Source organism: Candidatus Desulfofervidus auxilii (assembly GCA_030262725.1).
Classification (GTDB): Bacteria; Desulfobacterota; Desulfofervidia; order Desulfofervidales; family Desulfofervidaceae; genus JAJSZS01.
Window position 1 is genome coordinate 1 of sequence record JAJSZS010000012.1, and the last position, 20,506, is coordinate 20,506.

The 20,506-nt window shown below is 32.6% G+C and carries 16 protein-coding genes; 9 read left to right on the forward strand and 7 right to left on the reverse strand.

The window, feature by feature from the left end; translation table 11 throughout:
* Positions 1-122 precede the first annotated feature (122 nt).
* The 4 genes from LWW95_07425 to LWW95_07440 form a co-directional block, all read right to left on the reverse strand.
* Positions 123-809 (reverse strand): hypothetical protein, encoded by a 687-nt coding sequence (locus LWW95_07425; GenBank protein ID MDL1956859.1) that lies wholly within the window; start codon positions 807-809, stop codon positions 123-125.
* A 35-nt stretch (positions 810-844) separates the two neighbouring features.
* Positions 845-4,408: a DUF6531 domain-containing protein gene (locus tag LWW95_07430; GenBank protein ID MDL1956860.1), complete on the reverse strand. Its 3,564-nt coding sequence runs from the start codon at positions 4,406-4,408 to the stop codon at positions 845-847.
* A 16-nt stretch (positions 4,409-4,424) separates the two neighbouring features.
* The gene (locus tag LWW95_07435; protein ID MDL1956861.1) at positions 4,425-6,950 is read right to left on the reverse strand and encodes a PKD domain-containing protein; all 2,526 of its coding nucleotides are present in this window, start codon (positions 6,948-6,950) and stop codon (positions 4,425-4,427) included.
* Positions 6,951-7,156: 206 nt separating this feature from the next.
* The gene (locus LWW95_07440; GenBank protein MDL1956862.1) at positions 7,157-7,690 is read right to left on the reverse strand and encodes a PEP-CTERM sorting domain-containing protein; all 534 of its coding nucleotides are present in this window, start codon (positions 7,688-7,690) and stop codon (positions 7,157-7,159) included.
* A gap of 490 nt (positions 7,691-8,180) precedes the next feature.
* Between LWW95_07440 and LWW95_07445 the strand changes: the two genes are divergently transcribed.
* Genes LWW95_07445 through LWW95_07475 form a run of 7 tightly spaced genes read left to right on the forward strand, consistent with a single transcriptional unit; the run spans position 8,181 to position 14,001 of the window.
* Positions 8,181-9,629, forward strand: a complete 1,449-nt coding sequence (locus LWW95_07445) for a menaquinone biosynthesis decarboxylase (GenBank protein MDL1956863.1) — start codon at positions 8,181-8,183, stop codon at positions 9,627-9,629.
* On the forward strand, positions 9,605-10,186 hold the full coding sequence (locus LWW95_07450; GenBank protein ID MDL1956864.1) for a UbiX family flavin prenyltransferase: 582 nt from the start codon (positions 9,605-9,607) through the stop codon (positions 10,184-10,186). Before LWW95_07445 ends, LWW95_07450 begins: the two co-directional genes overlap by 25 nt.
* Positions 10,179-11,033, forward strand: coding sequence for a putative 4-hydroxybenzoate polyprenyltransferase (gene ubiA, locus LWW95_07455; GenBank protein MDL1956865.1), 855 nt, complete (start codon positions 10,179-10,181; stop codon positions 11,031-11,033). The genes LWW95_07450 and ubiA overlap by 8 nt, the downstream gene beginning before the upstream one ends.
* Positions 11,024-11,656 carry a hypothetical protein gene (locus LWW95_07460; protein MDL1956866.1) on the forward strand — a complete coding sequence of 211 codons (633 nt, stop codon included), beginning with the start codon at positions 11,024-11,026 and terminating at the stop codon, positions 11,654-11,656. Before ubiA ends, LWW95_07460 begins: the two co-directional genes overlap by 10 nt.
* Positions 11,637-12,773, forward strand: a complete 1,137-nt coding sequence (locus LWW95_07465; GenBank protein ID MDL1956867.1) for an MFS transporter — start codon at positions 11,637-11,639, stop codon at positions 12,771-12,773. The genes LWW95_07460 and LWW95_07465 overlap by 20 nt, the downstream gene beginning before the upstream one ends.
* Before the next feature lie 12 nt (positions 12,774-12,785).
* Complete coding sequence (locus LWW95_07470; protein MDL1956868.1) at positions 12,786-13,373, forward strand: CDP-alcohol phosphatidyltransferase family protein; 588 nt, start codon at positions 12,786-12,788, stop codon at positions 13,371-13,373.
* The gene (locus LWW95_07475; GenBank protein MDL1956869.1) at positions 13,366-14,001 is read left to right on the forward strand and encodes a class II aldolase/adducin family protein; all 636 of its coding nucleotides are present in this window, start codon (positions 13,366-13,368) and stop codon (positions 13,999-14,001) included. Before LWW95_07470 ends, LWW95_07475 begins: the two co-directional genes overlap by 8 nt.
* On the opposite strand, the gene LWW95_07480 is transcribed toward LWW95_07475, so the two are convergent.
* Positions 13,998-15,497 carry an ATP-binding protein gene (locus LWW95_07480; GenBank protein ID MDL1956870.1) on the reverse strand — a complete coding sequence of 500 codons (1,500 nt, stop codon included), beginning with the start codon at positions 15,495-15,497 and terminating at the stop codon, positions 13,998-14,000. The genes LWW95_07475 and LWW95_07480 overlap by 4 nt on opposite strands.
* 102 nt (positions 15,498-15,599) lie before the next feature.
* Positions 15,600-16,472, reverse strand: coding sequence for a UTP--glucose-1-phosphate uridylyltransferase GalU (gene galU, locus LWW95_07485; protein ID MDL1956871.1), 873 nt, complete (start codon positions 16,470-16,472; stop codon positions 15,600-15,602).
* A gap of 68 nt (positions 16,473-16,540) precedes the next feature.
* Here galU and LWW95_07490 point away from each other — a divergent pair, with 68 nt between their 5' ends.
* A complete protein-coding gene (locus LWW95_07490; GenBank protein ID MDL1956872.1) occupies positions 16,541-17,233 on the forward strand; it encodes an SDR family oxidoreductase in 693 nt (230 codons plus the stop codon).
* A gap of 2 nt (positions 17,234-17,235) precedes the next feature.
* On the forward strand, positions 17,236-19,647 hold the full coding sequence (locus LWW95_07495; protein ID MDL1956873.1) for an ATP-binding cassette domain-containing protein: 2,412 nt from the start codon (positions 17,236-17,238) through the stop codon (positions 19,645-19,647).
* Here the strand turns inward: LWW95_07495 and LWW95_07500 are convergent.
* Entirely contained in the window at positions 19,593-20,486 is an 894-nt protein-coding gene (locus LWW95_07500) for a diguanylate cyclase (GenBank protein MDL1956874.1), read from the reverse strand. The genes LWW95_07495 and LWW95_07500 overlap by 55 nt on opposite strands.
* Positions 20,487-20,506: the final 20 nt, after the last annotated feature.

A 20,506-nucleotide genomic window follows, 5' to 3' on the forward strand; every position in this document is an offset into this window, starting at 1 on the left:
TAAAGAAATTGTTGTTATCATAAAAAGGATAAAACTAATAAACCTATACTTTTAAGTGCCATACTTTATCACCTCCTTAGTTACCAAACTCTATGGGTTTTGACGGAAATTCAAAGTTTTTCTCATTGGTTAAAATCTTTAACATAAATTGCATTTTTCTTAGGATTGTTCCGATCATAAACAACAATAACAATTTTATCAAACTTTGATAAAAATTTTGAAAAAGGAAACCATTCTTTAGATTTATAAGTTATGCCTTTCTCGTCAGTAAATTCATAATAAACTGTAGTTCCTGTTTTCTTTAAAATAATCCCTTTTGTCTTTATGCCATTTTTATATAAAAAATTAATTTTTTTCACATCATTAATAATATAAAAAATAACAGCTAAATTTATTAAAAATAAAAAAATAAAAATACTCATATAAATCCCCCTAGCAATTAAAGGAGATTTGTTATTAACAATAAGGCTTATAGAAGGATTTTCAGGCAAATATTTTATTTTTATTTTATCGCCTGGATTTATATTATTAAATAATTTTCTCCCTACTTCTTCTTTTTGTCTTATTAATTTTTGTTTTTGATCAAGAAATTCATAATATATTAAAGCATAACCACCACGAAATCCCGTAAGTTCTTTTTTAAGAATATGAGCTATTGTAACAATTCCTCTTTTTTTTAAAAGAATATGTTTTTTTCTTAAATTGTAAAAACGCTTTATAGAAACAAAACTGAAAATAAAACTTGTTAAAAAAAGACAAATTAGAATAAATAAGAAACTTTTGCCATATTTTAGCACTAAAATATTCATAAAATATTTTTTTAAAAATTTTTTATTGAAAAAATTTATATAACAAAAGTGTAACACCCACCAACGTCACAACCTGCACCTCCACCCCAGACTCGTGAACAACCAAATGTAAAAGTTAAATCCGGTATCCCTATACAAAGTTGACAACTAATTACCCAAGCACTACAAGAAACACATATAGACCATCCTCCACCTGCTTTTTTACAAGTACTAATTCCACCTCCTACCCCTCCACTCTTGCTAATTTTATCCCCTTTTCCTGGTGTACAAATTCCTACACATACTGTCACCATGTTCGCACAAGTTATACCACATTCATCTTTACAACAGCCGAATGTGTAAGAAACAGAACCACCAATACCAACATACCAAGGTGTAGGAATACATATGCTACCACCTCCGCCTGCACCTAATCCCCATGCACCAAGTGGATCTATATAATTAACAGGATTATTAAAAGCATAACTGTAACTTTGGAAACTACAACCTTTAATACAATATATTAAAGGATCTTTACAGTTAAATCTGCCTATTATTGGATTATAATATCTTAATCTATAAAAGTACAATTCCGAATCAATATCTAACTCCCGTGAAGTAAATTTATAAGGATTATTTATTGTCCCAGTTTGAGCAGTAATACTTCCAAACGCATCGTATTCATATGCAGTTATCAAGTTTTGAGCAGTGTCTGTTAATCCAGTCACACTGCCTAGACCATCTTTATGATAATACACAATACTCCCTTCAGCTATCCTACTAATTAAATCATCTATGGTTAAAGTCGTGACATAATGCGCTTTTGTTGCTCCTTCATTATTTAACTCTTGCAGGACATTTTCTCTATCAAGTAAGTAATAAGTTGTCCCACTGCTATCAACCTTTTTAATCCGCCTTCCATCAGGACTATATGCAAATGAATTTGTTAAACCATTTGGATAGGTAATTCCAATCAGCCTGTTTTCATAATCATATTGATAATTTGTTATCCCGCTTGCGTCCGTTTTACTAATAGTATTCCCATTATTATCATAGGCAAAAGTCACGTTCCCCGCTTGCAGGAGCCTGTTTGCTGCATCATAGGTGTAATTAATTACGTTTCCATTGTCATTCATACTCAAACGATTACCAACCGGATCATAGGTATAAGTAACTGTGCGTCCATCTGGATAGACTACTTTTGTTAACCGATAAAGCTTATCATATTCATAGGTGGTAACGTCGCCATTTGCCTCCTTCATAGAAAGCCTGTTGCCAACATTATCATAGGTATATTCATAGCTTGAGATGATCTCTCCGTTTGATTTTTTGTTGACTAAGGAAAGCAACTCCCCACAACAGCTACTGTAAGTATAAATAGCTTTAGTGCCATTTGGATAAGTGATGCTGATGCGCCTACCTAAAGCATCATAGGTAAAAGTAGTCACCCCACCTGTAGGGTCTGTTAAGGAAATTAACCTATTTAGGGCATCATAGGTATAAGTTGTTACTCCACCATCTGGATCAGTCATAGAAATACGATTGCCTACTTCATCATAGTTATAAGTAATGGTCTTTTCTGGAAGATCAAATATTTTTTCTGTCTTACTGATTAACCGATTAAGTGCATCATAAGTAAATGTTGCCTGATAGTTTGGTGAAGTAACAGAAATCAGGTTCCCCACAGCATCATAAGCATATTGCACAGTGCTTCCATCAGGATATCTAATCCGGATAAGCCTATTTAAAGCATCATAGTCATAATACGTTGTTCGACCATTAGCATCAGTACGACTTATTTTATTACCTACAGCATCATAGCTATAACGAGTAGTATGCCCTAAAGGGTCAGTAATACTTATTAAACGATTTAACTTGTCATAAGTATAAGTAGTCTTATGTCCGTTGGCATCTTTAATGCTGGTTAAATTGCCAACGGCATCATAAGTATATTGGGTTATGCCGCCCTCTGCATCTATTACCTTTATCAAACGCCCATAGATATCATATTCATACCTCGTCGTATTTCCGTTAGGATCTGTAACACTGGTTAAATTTCCATTGGCATCATATGTATAAGTGGTCGTTTTGCCGGCGGGATTTATTACTTTGACAAGTCGACCTAGGACATCATATTCATAAGTAGTAGTGTTTCCTAAAGCATCTGTTATGCTGGTACGATTGCCCAATATATCATAAGTAAAGGTTGTAGTATTGCCTAGGGCATCTGTTATACTTGTAAGATTTCCATATTCATCGTAGCTATAATGAGTAGTATTTCCCCTAGCGTCGGTTACGCTTATAAGGTTGCCCCTCTCATCATAGGCATATTGAGTCACATTGCCCAGAGCATCAATTCGCTTGATTAAGTTTCCACGTTCATCATATTCAAAGGTAGTAGTGTGTCCCAAAGGATCAGTAATGCTTTTTATTTTATTAAATGTAGAATCATATGTATATGTAATTGTGTTACCTAAGGGATTGGTGGCAGTAAGCAGGTTACCATTAGAATCATAAGTATATGTAGTTGTATAGCCACGCTTATCCTTAACACTGGTTCTGTTGAAATTTTCATCCCATGTAAGATAGCTTGAGTTTCCATACGCATCAACTTTTCTTGTAAGGTGACCTGTTTCGTCATAATAATAGTAAGTATAATGGCCTCTTGGATCCCTTACCAATGTATAATTAGGATAATAATACAGGTTATAGGTTCTCCCTTGTTCTGTGTAAGTTTTTACTCTATCTTGGCTATCATAAGTAATAGCTTTTATTACATTGCCATCGTTATTCTTAACCCTTATAAGGTTATGATTATCATCATATTCATAATAAATGCTATTACCTGCAGGGTCGGTATATTGAATTAAGTTGCCCGCTTCATCATAGGCATAAGAAAATACCCTTCCGGCAGGGTCGGTAATGGTGGCAATCTTGCCATTTGGTCCGTAGGAGAATTCTAATTTCCTCCCGGCAGGATCAGTAATGCTTATTAACTTTGCGCCCGAATAGGAGAGGGTAACTTTATTACCATTTAAATCCTCAATGCTAGTAAGAAAGCCTTCTTGATTGAAATTATATTTAATTCCTGTGCTTATTTTGGTATATGTAAAGGTACCATCAGAATTTCTAACTAATGGGTCAGACCACCCACCTTTTGGTGTATAAGTTCCATCTGGATTTTCATCAAATCTTCTTCGCTTGCCGTCTCCATCTCTTATAATTACGTAATAGTTTCCTTTACTATCTGTCGTTCTAATAAGCCTGATATTATAAGTAAAGTTCCATCCATAACCAATGGGGCCATTGTACCAATCTCGGCTGTGGTATATCCTTGTAATTTCTAACGGAATACGGCCAGGTATAAATAAGTCTTTATGTACATATTCATAATTACCTGTGCTTGCATACACGGGAGAGGCTTTTGTAGAAGATTCACATTTTTTAGGTGGTTTTTGTTCTGGTTTTGGAGGTTTAGGCATAGTTGTTTTATGTCCCTGGTCATAAGGATAATGCCAGGCATAAGAAGATGATGGTAAATAGGTACCTATAGACCAAAAGATAAATACAAATATTAAAATTTGACTTATATTTTTTTTCCCTTTAAATTTACGCAACATAATTTGCACCTCCTACTTAATAGAATAAAATTACATGTGCGTATCTGGTTAAAGAATGATTTCCTTGGTTGTCTATAGCTTTAATGCCTATATGATAGGCAGTATCAATAACATATTCTCCAACCTCATTTTTTCCATCCCAAGTAATAGTATTTTCACCAGCAGGTAGATTGCTTTGGGAGATGGTTCTTACCAATGTATTATTAGAATCATAAATTTTCACAATTACATTAGCTGTTTTAGATAAAGTAAAGGAAATATTTAATTGTCTAAAACCTGTAGGTATAGGTTCGTCAGGGCAATAATAATTTGGATCTGCTGAAAGATCAGTAATCTCTGGTTTGCTTCCTTCTACAACGACTCCGTTAGGAGATATATCATAAGACCAAATGGTCACTAACCATCGTGTGTTTGGAGGAACCATCGTGCCATCGTCCTTCATCCCATCCCAATAAATGGTATGAGAACCTCTTCCTTGAGGTTCAAATTGTAAAAGTGTCCTTACCCTTTCTCCATAATAGCTATAAGGGCAAATATCTGCGACTACTTTGCTCGCTACCGGTACATTATAGGTAATGGTACAGAATTGATCCTCATAAGGGGCAAATGTAGATGGAAAGCTCGCGCTATAACCACCAATAGAACGCCTCGTACCTGTTATACCTGTTCCTGTTAAATCATAAGTTTGGCTAAGCCCACCTGGCATAATAGCCTCAGCCACGAAATAATACACACCATCGGGAACGATATTACCATGGTTATCTGTTCCATCCCAAACATCTTCGTAGGTACCAGCAGTCCTCTCCTCGCCATTTACTAAATATCTCACTATTTGACCATTACTATCTTTAACCAAAATATTTATAATAGCGCTGCCAGAATATTGCGTAGTTATCGTAACTGTATCTCCTTGAGAGGGATTTATAGTATCTTTATCCCTGCTCAAGGAGAGTATAATGTTCACATTAATCCTTATACTTGCATACCCCTCCATTCCCGCTTCATCTATGGCTTTTAAAGTAGCATCAAAAATACCACCTTCATAATAAGTATAAGTCACATCTGCTGAAGTCTCTGAGCTCCAGTCAAATATACCATCATTATCAAAATCCCATTCGTATCTAATTATATTTCCATTGGGACTAGTAGCACTGCCAGAAAAATGAACTGTTAATGGTGCACTTCCATTTGTTGGAGAAGCACTTACATTAACAGTAGGAGAACCTGCGGGTTGTGGTCTGATAATAACAGAAGAAGTAGCTGTAGCATTAGCTACATCTGTTACCTTAAGAGTAGCATAAAATGTGCCTACTGAATAATAAGTATAAGAAGTGTCAGGAGAAGTATCTGATTCCCAATCATATACCCCATCACCATCAAAGTCCCACTCATATTTAACAATAGCCCCATTAGGACTACTAGCTGTGCCTGTAAAGTTTACAGTTAAAGGAATAGGTCCATTTGTAGGGGTAGCACTGGCTGAAACCACAGGAGGAGCACTAGAGACCGCAATAGTAATACTGGCCTCATCTGTTAGCCCAACATTATCTATTACCTTTAAAGTAGCTTGATAAACACCAGGAGTTCTATAGGTATATTTACTTGTAGTAGGAATATAATCAGTCCTATCATATATACCATCTCCATTGTAATCCCATTGATAACGAATTACAGTGCCTACTGTATCTATTGCTTCAGGGGTAAAAGTTACAGTTAAAGGGACAACCCCACTTGTTGGAGAGGCATGGGGAATAGCTTGAAGTGGTTTTACAGTAAATTTAGATGTAATAGTAGAAGTATTTCCTGCATAGTCACTGATTTGAGCAGTAATTACATTTTCTCCTATAGGCAAATCAGTTACAACTTGATAGGTAGCTTGAGTATCAGTAATTGCAAATAGACTAGTACTATCTACCCCATTTATTTCTACATAAAAAGTTGTTGAATCTATGCCAGACTCAGCATCAGAATAAGTGATTACAATTTGAGGTTTTGTTTCAGTTATAACTGAACCATCTTGAGGCGAAATAGAAATACTAGGAGGTACTGTATCTGTAGGAGGCCCAGTAATAGAAATTTCAACATCTCCATAGGCTAGACTTCCAGCAGCATTATAATAAGTAGCACCCTCTGAATCTTTTATTTCTATACTTACATAATCTGGTGAACCATCTGTTACCTCAAAAATAAATGTATATCCACTAACTCTGTTTACTATACATTCACCTTTAATAGTAGCCTTGTTATCGGAAACAATAAATGATGTAATAGAAGCACTGGCAACTATTAATCTTATTTCCTGATCAGTATATTTTAGCAAACCACTTGGAGCAGCTTCTCCTGCTGTATAGTTTACATCCACTTGAAAAGTACATCTATACCTACCTTTCATAAACCAGCCACCACCAGTAGCACTGCCTGGGATATTTGCAAAAGTTTTATGGGAAAGGAGAAAAAATATAATGAATAGGAAAAAGAGCAATATTTGAATCTTACTTTTTAAATTACTTTTCATAATGTTTCCTCCAAATTTACTTTTCATAAAAACTTCCTCCAAAAATTACTTAAGAATTTATAGATTTTGCGAGAAGGGTATTTAACCCAATGATGAAAATAATACCTATAATAGTTGGAAACTCTTAAAGAGAAATAAAAATACACCTCACTTCATTAAAAAATTTAATTATCCTAACTTTCTTTTATTTATAGTTTCCAACTTTTTAAAAATAACTTGTCGTTTTCTTTTTGTCAAGAAAAATTTTGTCTTCTAATTTTCTTTCTAACTAGAGCAAGACTAGCTAAACCACTTCCTATAAGTAATAAAGTGGCAGGTTCTGGAACAGGACCTACGGTATTGCCAAATGCATAGTCATCAGGATAAGCAGCACCCCATGCACCAGCATCATAGGTAATCGTTCCAGGGGAGCCATAGCTTTTAAATGAAAATCCTGAAAGAGAACCACCCGGGGCAATATCATAAGTAGGCCAAGTAGAATACCATTCAACCCAATTACCAGCAACCATATAATCCCAGCCTGTAGGTGAAACAATGTCAAAAACAGAAACAGCAGGAAATAGGTCAAAAATTCCTACATAATCTGGACTATTTTGGTCATTTGCTATTTCATAGTTATATGTATATACAGCAGTAACAGGATCATATGTGACTGTTGTATTCACATGCACAATGGGAATGGCTAAAACCAATCTTGAGATGACTATAATTGTAAGTACTGCTATAACTATTGTTAAAAACTTTATTTTTTTCACCGCTTTCTTCATATTACCCTCCTTCTTCTGTTTTTTATACCTTTCAACACAAGAATCAAAATTTTTCATATTTATTAACTACAAATCTCGTCCTGCTTCATGAGAAAGAGATTTCCCATAAAATGGAAAATATTTTCCTTTTAAATATATAGATTTTTTCTATAAAATAAGACTTAATCAAATAGTTATGTGAAAAAGATTTCCATAGATGAAAAAAATTTATCAAGAAAAAAATTTTGATGTTTTTAAAAATTACCTTAAAAACCTTAAACAAAAGCAACTTTCTACCCCCACTTTATGTAAATGATTGTGCAATAAATATGCCAATAATTCTAGTTTTAAACTTTTAGCAGTAGTAATAATATGAAAAATCATTTTTTAAATAGTCTGCTAAGACTTTTAAGGCTTTATATAATCATTTTTATCATTAACTTGTATATAACAAAGTTTTTATTTTTAGCTAGCAATTGCTTTTTTTTTATGAATGTGGCAGATTAAGCATATGCCTTATAAAGATTTACAAGCCTTTATTAAGGCACTTGAAAAAGAAGGTGAGTTATGTCGAATTAAGGAACCAGTAAGTCCTTATTTAGAGATTACTGAAATTACTGATAGGGTATGCAAAAGACATGGGCCTGCGCTTTTATTTGAAAATGTTATTGGACATAGTATTCCAGTTTTAACAAATGCATTTGGTTCTTTTAAAAGGATGTGTATGGCATTAGGAGTAAACAGTTTAGATGAATTGGGCAATGAGATATTAACTTTTTTTGAGATAGAAAAGCCAGATAGTTTGATAAAAAAGATAAAACTTTTGCCAAAGTTAAAGAGATTAAGCAATATGTTTCCAAAGTTGATAAAAAAAGCACCCTGTCAAGAAGTGATTTTAAAGGGAGAAGATATAGATTTAATGAAGTTTCCTATTTTGCATTGTTGGCCATTAGATGGAGGCCCATTCATCACTTTACCCTTAGTGTTTACTAAGCATCCTATTACCAAAATCCGCAATGTTGGTATGTATCGGATGCAGGTTTACGATAAGTGTACTACTGGTATGCATTGGCATCCTCATAAAGGTGGGGCACAACATTATCGTGTAGCTGAAGAACTTGGAGAACGTTTAGAGGTGGCTGTTGCCATTGGGCCTGATCCTATTATGACTTATGCTGCTACTGCCCCTTTACCAGAAGATATAGATGAAGTTGTATTTGCTGGTTTTTTAAAAGGAGAACCTATAGAGATGGTCAAATGTATTACTATTGACCATGAAGTACCAGCTACCAGTCAAATTGTTCTTGAAGGCTATGTAGAACCAAAAGAAAGGCGTATTGAAGGCCCATTTGGAGATCATACGGGTTATTATTCTTTACCTGAAAATTATCCTGTATTTCATATTACATGTATTACTCACCGTAAGGACTTAATTTATCCTGCTACTATTGTTGGACGTCCGCCTCAAGAAGACTGTTATATTGCAAAGGCAACAGAAAGATTATTTTTGCCTTTAATTAAAAAACAATTACCTGAAATTGTAGATATTAATCTACCTATTGAAGGTGTGTTTCATAATATTGCTTTTATTTCCATTGATAAGCGTTATCCTGGTCATGCCAAAAAAGTTATGCATGCAATTTGGGGTATGGGACAGCTTTCTTTTACAAAAATTATTGTTATTTTTGATAAAGATGTAAATGTTCAAAATATTTCTGAAGTCCTTTGGCGATTGGGAAATAATATTGATCCAAAAAGAGACATAGTTTTTGTAGAAGGGCCTGTAGATGCATTAGACCATGCCTCTCCTTTGCCTTTATTAGGTAGTAAAATGGGAATAGATGCTACTAGAAAATGGAAAGAAGAAGGATTTACAAGGAAATGGCCTCCTGATATTGAGATGAAAAAAGAAGTAAAGGAAAAGATAGATAAGTTGTGGGAAAGACTGGGTATAAAATAAATCCTTATATTTTAGCCATTACTGGAGCAAGTGGAGCTATTTATGCAAAGACATTGATTGAATTTTTTTATAAAAAAAATTTGCCTTTAATCTGTTTAGTTTCAGAAGTAGGTAAAAAAGTTTGGGAATGGGAAATAGGTATATCAATAGAAAAGACATTGCCAGCTAATATCACCCTTCATTTTGAAAATGACTGGTGGGCACCTATAGCTAGTGGAAGTGTGAAAGTAAAAGGCATGGTTATTATGCCTTGCTCTATGGGTACATTAGCAGCTATTGCTCAAGGATTAGCTCATAACTTAATTCAGCGTACAGCAGATGTTATGCTTAAAGAAAAAAAGAGATTAATCCTTGTACCTAGAGAAACACCTTTAAATATTATTCATCTTAAAAATATGCTTCAATTGGCTAAAGCAGGAGCTATTATCTTACCAGCTATGCCTGGTTTTTATCATAAACCAAAAAATATTCAGGATTTGATAAATTTCATTGTAGGAAGAGTTTTAGATCATTTAGGATTAGAACATGATTTAGTAAAAGAGTGGAAATATGTTTAAAAAGTTAAAAATTACATTAAATATGATCAAGTTTGAACACAGTATCTTTGCCTTACCTTTTGCCTTTATTGGTGCATTTTTAGCTCAAAAAGGCATACCTCCTTTAGAAAAGTGCTTTTGGATATTGATTGCTATGGTGAGTATTAGAAGTGCAGCTATGGCTTTTAATCGTGTTGTGGATATGGATATTGATGCCAAAAATCCGAGAACAAAAGATAGAGCATTACCAAAAGGACTTTTAACTACTCGCTGGGTACATGGTTTTATTGCTTCATGTATTATTGTATTTTTTATTTCTACTTATCATCTTAACCAATTTGTATTTCATCTTTCTCCTTATGCTGTTATTATTGCCACTGTTTATTCATATACAAAGCGTTTTACTTGGCTTACCCATTTATTTTTAGGCATTGCAATAGGGTTAGCTCCACTTGGAGGCTGGCTTGCTATAAAACCATCTTTTGAAATTACTCCTCTTTTGCTGATGGCAGGTGTAGCATTTTGGGTGGCAGGATTTGATATTATTTATGCCTGTTTAGATTATGAATTTGATAAAAAATATAAAATCCATTCTATTCCAGTACGTTTTGGTATAAAAAATGCTTTATATATTTCTGCTTTTTCCCATTTTATTACAATTTTATGCTTTTATTTTGCAGGGAAATGTGCTCAATTAAAACCTATTTATTTTTACGGGTTAATAGCAACAGGTTTAATCCTTATGGGAGAACATTTGCTGGTTAAGCCTTCTGATCTCTCAAAAGTTAATGTTGCTTTTTTCACTTTTAATGGTATTTTTTCCATTGTTATGTTTTTGCTTGTCTGTTTAAGTTTGCCATGGATATAAAATCTGATGCTTTGATCATTGCCCATCCTTTAGATTTAAATTTTTTTCTTTCATTATTATCAAAACCTGATAAAAAACAACCTCTCTATTTAGCAAAATTATTTTTATTTCCATCATTAACAATTGTTGGACCTTGTCTTGGTGCTCCTCAACTTATTTTAATTTTAGAAAAATTAATAAAAATTGGTATAAAAAAAATTCTTTTTTGGGGTTGGTGTGGAGGTGTAGGTCCTAATTTAAAAATTGGTGATATTATTTTGCCTTTAGAAGCAAGAAAAAACACAAAAATTTTTCTACCTAAAAGAAATTTCTTAAACTACCTTATTGCTAATCTGCCATTTCCCTATCATTCAGGGTCAATATTTTCTATTGAAAATCCATATGAACTTAAAAAAGAAACTATTTTAATTTATCAAAAGCTTGGGATTATGGCTATTGACATGGAGACAGCTACTCTTTATGAATTTTCTGTTAAAAAAGAAATAGAAGTTGCCTCTTTATTAATAGTATCAGACATTTTTAAACCTGATTGGAAAGAAGGATTTACACATCCTTCATTTAAAGATACAAGAAAAAAATTAGCTAAATGGTTATTTGAAAAATATGAAAGAAAAATCATTTAATTTTTGTCTTGCTCGCTTTCTTTTCACCCTTACTTATTGGGCAGTTCTTGCCTATATTCCATTACTTCTTAAAAATTATGGTCTAAGAGATGATCAAATTGGCATCTTAGTTGGTGCTTATTCTATAGGTGCTTTTTTACCTATGCTTCCTATGGGAATACTTCTTGATCTATTTTCTTCAAAAATACTTTTTTTCTTTTCACTTGGTCTTTTTTTTATTTATATTGGTGGTCTCTTTTATTTTAAATCATTTTTACCTCTCCTTTTAGCAGTATTTATAGGAGGAATTGGAGCAGGTGGATTCATTATCCTTTTGCCTTCTGCTTTTTTTAAAATTGTAGGAGAATCAAAAAAAGAGATTGCTATTTTTCAAGCAGCTAGTTATTTAGGTTTTGGATTAGGGCCGTTTTTTGGTGGTATTATATTACGCTTTATTTCAGTTAATTATTTTTTTTATTTTGCAATAATTAGTGCACTTTTTCTTGCTATTGTTCTTTTCACCCTTCCTGATGTAAAACCTGTTCAATTTGAACTCAAATCTTATCTTACTGATCTTAAAAATCCTGCTATTTGGCCTATTATAATTACTATGTTAGTTATGGGACTCCATTTTGGAGCAGAAAGAACTGCTTTGGTTCTTTTTCTTAAAGAGAATATTAAAGTTTCAGCTTTTTATATTGGCATTTTTTTTAGTGTTATTGGACTTTGGATGGCTTTAATTTCTCCAATTATGGCTCGAATAAAAACCCAAGATTTTTTCTGGCTTGCTTTGAGTTTGGGATGGTCAGGACTTTTTCAATTTTTTACAGGACTTACTTGGAATTTTCCTAGCTTTTTATTTACCCGCCTTTTACATACAGCAGGAGATTCTTTATTTTTATTAGAAATTAATTTTATTATTGTCTGTCTTTTTCCAGGAGAAAGGCTTGGAGGACACTCAGGATTTTTATTTACTTTAAGAAGCATCTCTGTCTTTTTAGGAGCCAGTATTACTGGACTAATTAACCAACATTTAGGTTATGCCTGGACATTTTTTGTAAGTGGATTTGTAAGTCTTATTTGGGCATGGGCGCTTAGGGGTTTATTTTCAAAAAAATTTGTGCTATTAAAACCCTAATATGAGGTCTTTATGCTAAGTGCCAAATTAGGTGGCAAATTGGACAAATATATTGTTAGATGTTTACCTAAAAATATTTCTCCTAATACTTATACTTTACTTGGTCTAGTTGTAACTGTAATTGCTAGTCTTTCTCTTGCATTTGGCTATTTTACAATAGGGGGATTTTTTATTTTTTTTGCAGGATTTTTTGATATGGCTGATGGGGCAATTGCTCGTACAACAGGAAGAACCTCTGAATTTGGCGGTTTTTTAGATTCAGTTATAGACCGCTATGGAGACCTATTTTTCTTTTTTGGGCTTTGTTTTCATTATTATCATATACGTGATGCTTTTCTTTTATTTTGCACTCTTTTTACCATTGCTGGTAGCCTTTTGACTTCTTATACTAGGGCAAGAGCAGAAATATTTTTAAATCATAAATGTAATATTGGACTAATAGAAAGACCTGAAAGGATCATTTTGCTTGGTATAGGAGCATTATTTAATTCATTCACATATATTATTCCCATTCTTGCAATTTTAAGCAATCTTACTGTTTTTCAACGTATTTACTATGTCTGGAGAAAAACCGAGACATTAAAACCAAATAATGAATGATTTAAACAATTTGAAAAAACAACTAATTCTTATAGGACGCACCCTTTATCAGCGAGGACTTATTAGTGGAAATACAGGAAATTTAAGTGTGCGATTAAGTGGAGGAAAATTTTTGGTCACGCCAACACGAAAAAATAAAGGATTTTTAAAAGATGAAGATTTACTTATTGTAAATATTGATGGAAAGGTAGTTGAGGGAAAAGGAGAACCTACCTCTGAGCTCCCTATGCATATTTCTATTTATCAGCATTGCCCTAAAGTAAATGCTATTGTCCATGCTCATCCCCCTTTTACTGTAGCTCTTACTTTAGTTGGTTTTCGATTAGATTATCCTTATTTACCTGAAGCTATTCCTTTAAAAATTGGAATGGCTACTTACAGCACCCCAGGCACTAGAGAAGTACCTGACACACTCCTTAATCTCCTTGCCAAACACAAAGTTATTATTTTAGAAAGGCATGGAGCAGTTACAATGGGTAAAGATTTATTTGAAGCTTTTGATTTAATGGATGAATTAGAGCATATTGCTCGTATATATTGGGCAGCACGTTGTCTTGGCACATTTACCCCTCTTTCTCTTGCTCAACTTAAGCGATATCGAGAAGTTTGGATTAATGAAAAAGATTAAGCTTCTTTTAATGCTTCTTCTAATTTTACAGCAAGTTGATTTATGCTAAATGGTTTTTGAATAAAGATTTTTGCATCTGTTTCAGGATAATCTATTTTTGGATAACCTGACATATAAACTACTTTTATATTAGGATGCAACGTAGATAAACGCTTTGCTAATTCATAACCATTTATATCTGGCATCACTACATCTGTTAAAAGTAGATGTAATGGCCCTGAATATGCCTCAGCTAATTTAATTGCTTCTTCACCATTTTTGGCAAAAAGAGCTTTATAACCTAATTCTTGAAGCATATCTTTTAAGACTTCCCTTATAGCCTCATCATCCTCGGCTACTAAAATAGTTTTTCCACCACCTAATGTTATATTTGATGTTTCTGCTTCTTCTTGAAAAAAAACATTAGACTTTGTTTTTGGCAAATATATCTTAATTGTAGTCCCTTTATTTGACTCAGAATAAATTCTTATACAACCTTTCATTTGATTTACAATACCATATACAATAGACAATCCTAAACCAGTTCCATCTTTTTTTGTTGTAAAAAATGGCTCAAAACAGTGTTGTTTAATTTGCTCATCCATACCTATTCCTGTATCAGTTACACTGAGCACAACATAATCGCCTGGTCTAATTCCACGTATAGAAGCAAATTTTTTATCTAATCTTGTATTTTTTGTTTCAATTATCAATTTTCCACCTTCAGGCATAGCTTCTCTAGCATTAGTAATGAGATTCATAAGAACCTGTTCAATTTGACTCACATCTGCTTCTACTTCCCACAATTCTTTTTCTAAGAGGAATTCACATTGAATATCTTCGCCAATAATGCGAACAATCATTTCTTTCATATCATTCACAATTTGGTTAAGATTAATAGGTGTTGTTTCTACTACATGCTTACGGCTAAAAAGCAAAAGTCGTTGAATAAGATTAGCAGCTCGACCTGAAAGTTGATTTATTTGGTAAATGTACTTCCATCTTGGGTCACGTTCATTCATTTTTCCTAATAAAAGTTGACAATAACCTATTATTCCTTGAAGAATATTATTAAAATCATGGGCTATAGTCCCTACTAGCCGACCAATAGCTTCCATCTTTTGAGCCTGAATCAATTGAGCCTCAAGCTGTTTATAGGCAGTAATGTCTCTTAGTACAGAAAGTGTAGTTTTCCCATCAGGCAAAAGAATAACTGTACGATCAATTATCTTTTTTTCACCTTTTTTCGTCAAAAGAGTGAATTCATATCGAGATGGTGCAAGCTCTGGATTTAATCTTCTTTTTTCATGATATTCACTCAGTTGTTTTCTATCTTCAGGAGCTACATAATCTAAAAATGATTTACCAATCACTGCTTCTGCTTTTTCTCCAACAAGAGACAAAAAAGCAGCATTTGCCATTTTTATTTTTGCATCACTACCTACAAGTACAATTGGATCAGGACTTTTTTCAAAAAGTAACTTATATTCTACAGATTCTTCATCTTCTTTATTCATTTCTTTCTTAAAAATTTAAATTTAAACATTTAAATTTTTTGAAAGTTAACACAATTAAAAAAATATGTCAATTTAAAATAATGGAATAAACGTAATATAATGTTACTTTAAAATTTCTTTTAAAAATTCTTTAAATTTTTCCCCAAACTCAGGATGTTTTAAACCAAAAACAACATTAGCCTGTAAATAGCCAAGCTTTTCTCCAGCATCATAACGTCTACCTTCAAATTCATAGGCATAAACAACATTCATTTGACTATAACGATGCAATGCGTCAGTCAATTGTAACTCACCCCCGCGTCCAAATGGAATTCGTTCTAATATAGGAAAAATTTCCGGAGTAAGAATATAACGACCAATTACCCCTAAATCTGAAGGGGCTTCTTCAGGTAAAGGTTTTTCTATAAGCCCTTTTGCTTTATAAAGACGTTCTTTTATATATTCTGGTTCTATTACCCCATAACGAGAAATCTCTTCTAAAGGCACTTTTTCTACTGCTACTACTGGCGCTCCTGTTTCTTGAAATATTTCACTTAATTGAGCAATGCATGGCTTCTCACTATCTACTAAATCATCAGGGAGTAATACAGCAAAAGGTTCATCAAATATTAAAGGTTTTGCACATAAAATAGCATGTCCAAGTCCTAAAGGATATTTTTGACGAACTGAAATAATGTTTATCATACGTACAAGATGTTTAATGATTGTTAAAGTTTTTCTTTTTCCTCTTTGATCAAGTATTGTCTCTAATTCAAAATCACTATCAAAGTGATTTTCAATAGCAGATTTCCCCTGACGAGTCACTAAAATAATCTCTGTAATATCACTAGCTAATGCCTCTTCTACAATATATTGAATTAACGGTTTATCTACTACTGGCAACATCTCCTTTGGAACTGCTTTTGTGGCTGGTAAAATACGAGTACCTAGTCCAGCTACTGGTATTACTGCTTTTTTTACTGGCTTTTTCTTCATCTTCTTCTCCTATTTTTGCAAGAATTTGCTTTACTAGCATAACTCTTATATAATACATCAAAAATAAAATGGCAATGAAAACAATTTTTATTACTGGAGGAGCAAGAGGTATAGGCAAAGCTATTGCTTTTGAATGTTTTAAAAGAGGGATAAAACAAATAGTCATTACAGCAAAAACTGAAGAAATACTTTTTGAAACAAAAGAAATGCTTTCGAAAATGGGGGCTAAAATATTAGCTTTTAAAGCAGATGTAAGGAATATAGAAGTTATGAAAAGAGTTTTTAATGAAACTATAAAAACCTTTGGCAAGATAGATATTCTTATCAATAATGCTGGTATAGCTCAAAGAAAACTTTTTATAGAGATTACTCCTTCAGATTGGGATGAAATTATTGATACTAATTTAAAAGGTATATTTATTTGTACTTATTTAGTTTTACCTTATATGATAGCCAGGAAAGATGGTATTATTATAAATATTGCATCTGGTGCAGGGAAAACAGGATTTCCAGAACTTTCTATATATTGCGCTTCAAAATTTGGAGTTGTTGGATTTACAGAAGCTTTAGCAAAAGAATTAAAAAATTTAGGTATAAAAGTTTATGCTATTTGTCCTGGTGGAACAGATACAAGAATGTATCGCTCATTGTTTCCAGAAAGAAAGCCTTTATATGGACCTGAAAAAGTAGCAAAAGTAGTAAGTGAATTAATATTTGGTGAAAGAACAGTGCCTTTAGGATATTGTGTTGAAGTTTACTAAAAATGGATAAATTAATTCTTGAAGAAGTAACTGAACATAATTTAAAAGGATTTAACTTATGTATTCCTAAACATAAACTAATAGTCATAACTGGCGTTAGTGGATCTGGAAAATCAACCCTTGCTTTTGATGTAATTTACAAAGAGGGTCAAAGAAGATATTTAATGGCTATTCACCCAGCTATAAAACGTTTTTTACCAAGATTTGAAAAAACAAAAGTAAAAAATATCATTGGGCTTTCTCCTACATTAGGAATAAAACAACAAGTGGCAGCATTTAATCCTAGATCCACTGTTGGTACTTTAACAGAAATATATGATTTTTTACGTATTCTTTATGCTAAAGTTGCACTGCCTTATTGCCCTTATTGTAACATACCTATTCCTAAATATACTATGCCTGAAATTATTAAAAAAATACTTTCTTTACCTAAAGGAGAAAAATGCATCATTCTTGCACCTATTGTCATTAAAGGGGAAAAAGATTGGAAAAGATATATTAGAGAAGGTTTTATTAAGGCAAAAATTGATGACCATATTTATGATTTAACCGAAGAAATTCCTCCATTAACACAAAAAGCAGATATAGTTGTTGATCGTCTTATTATTAAAGATCATATTAAAACACGTTTAAGAGATTCATTGGAATTGGCATTTAAATTAGCTAATGGGAAAGTTAAAATAGAAATCCTTGAAAAGAATAAAACTTTATTTTTTAGTTTAGAATCTATATGCAATCAATGTGGTTTTCGCTTTCCTCCAATTACACCTTTAATTTTTTCCTTTAATAATCCTTTTGGTGCCTGCCCTGTATGTCAGGGAATAGGAGAAAAGGAAGGAAAGGTTTGCCCAGCTTGTAAGGGAAAACGTCTTAAATCAGAAGCACTTGCAATAAAACTTAATGGTAAAGATATTGCCTCAATTAGTGAATTACCAGTAAAAGAATTACTTTTTTTCTTAAAATCTATTGATTTTTCATCCCAACAAAAAATTATCGCTATACCAATTTTAAAAGAAATAGAAAAAAGGATAAAAAATCTTTCTATTTTAGGTATTGATTATTTGCCTCTTAATCGACCTGTTACAAAAGTATCCACCGGTGAATACCAACGATTAATAATTGCTCTTTATTTAACACATCCTTTAAGTGACGTAATTTTTATCTTAGATGAACCTACTACTGGTCTTCATCCAAAAGAAGTAGAAAAATTGATTTCTATTTTAAAAATATTAAGAGATATGGGGAACACAATATTAATTGTAGAACATGATCTTCAAATAATTTCTAATGCTGATTATATAATTGAACTTGGGCCAGGGGCAGGGGAAAAAGGTGGGAAACTTATTTTCTCTGGTACTTTTCAAAAATTTAAAAAAAGCAATACCATCACTGCTCAATATCTTTTAGGTAAGAAAATATATTTTCGCCAAAAACGATATTCTGATAAATATTTAATTATAGAAAAAGCAGCAGCTCGCAATTTAAAATCTATTACTGTATCTATTCCTTTAAATTGTTTTACTTGTATTACAGGTGTAAGTGGAAGTGGGAAAAGTGCTTTGGCAATTGATGTACTTTATAATTATGTAAAACAATGGTTAGCAAAAAAAGAGATTACTGTGCCAGTAAAAGAAATAAAAGGAGTAGAAAATATCAAACAAGTTGTTCTTATTGATGCCCAGCCTATTGGCCGCACACATAAATCAAATCCAGCTACTTATATTGGTCTTTTTAGTCATATTAGACATTTATTTGCCAATTTACCAGAATCAAAGGCAAGGGGATATACACCTGAAAAATTTAGTCTCAATACAAAAGGAGGAAGATGTGAAGTCTGCCAAGGAGAAGGAGTTATTAAAATTGAAATGCCACTTTTACCAGAAGTTTATCTTACTTGTGAAACTTGTGAAGGAAAGCGTTTTAATGAAGAAGTATTAGAAATAAAATTTAAAGGCAAAAATATAGCTGAGGTATTAGAAATGACTGTTGCAGAAGCATATGGATTTTTTCGCCATATACCCTATATAAAAAAATATCTTGAAATTATGATGAAAGTTGGTTTGGGCTACCTTCAATTAGGACAACCTGCACCTAGTCTTTCTGGAGGAGAAGCACAGCGACTTAAACTTGCTAGAGAATTAATAAAAGGTAACAATAATGTTCTTTATATTTTAGATGAACCCAGTATGGGATTACATTTAGAAGATATAAGAAAACTTTTAGAGCTCTTAGAAAAACTGCTTGAAAAAAATAATACAATAGTTATTGTTGAACATCACCCAGAGATAATAAAAGCAGCAGATTATGTCATTGAATTGGGGCCAGGTGCTGGAAATGATGGAGGATATCTGATAAAAAGTTATGCACCACCTTTTACTACATTTCTACCTGATTTTTTGGCTTCAGCTAAATAAGTAGCTACTCTATGTAAAAGTGTACCAGCTGTATCTCCTTTTTTAAAGGCAGTTACTCCAATACTTATTGTTACTCGATTATCAATCCCTCGCTGATGTGGCAAGTTTCTTTCATAAGTAGCTTTTCTTAAACGCTCTGCTGTCATCATTCCTCGTTCTAAATTTGCATCAGCTATGATAGCAACAAAGCGTCCTCCTTTATAACGAAAAAGAGTATCACCAGACCTTAACAAACTACACCAAAAAACAGCAAGAACTTGAAGTAAACTGTCTCCAAATTGATGACCATAAATATCATTATAACGAGTAAAATGATCCACATCCATCATAAGGGTTGAAAAAACTTTTTCAAACTTTTCTCCATGATAACATTTAAGAGTCAATTCAGTCTCTAATGCCAGATTATTCATTAAGCCAGTAAGAGGATCAGTCATTGCTGCTTTTTTTAGAGCTTTTTGATTTTCAAGAAATGCTATCCAATTTTTTATTCTCAATTCAAGTTCATTAAGATTAATAGGCTTTACCATAATATCTAAAGGTGAAAATGGTAAAGCCCTCAGGTTTTGTCTTTCTTCTTCTTCAAGTAAAAAAATAATAGGAACCTCTTTTAAAATAATATGGTTCTTTATCTCTTTTATTATTTCAAAACCATCTTTGTCAGGTAAAGTAGGATCAAACACTATGAGATCAGGGACTTCTTCTAAACAGGCATTTAATACTTTTTCTCCTAAAAAAACCCATTTTGTTTTAAATTTATTATTTTCAAAAACTAATAAAAGCAATTTGGCAATAGACGCATTATCTTCCACTATAAGTACACATAAATTAAGCTCATCCATTTTAATTCCTGATAAAAAAA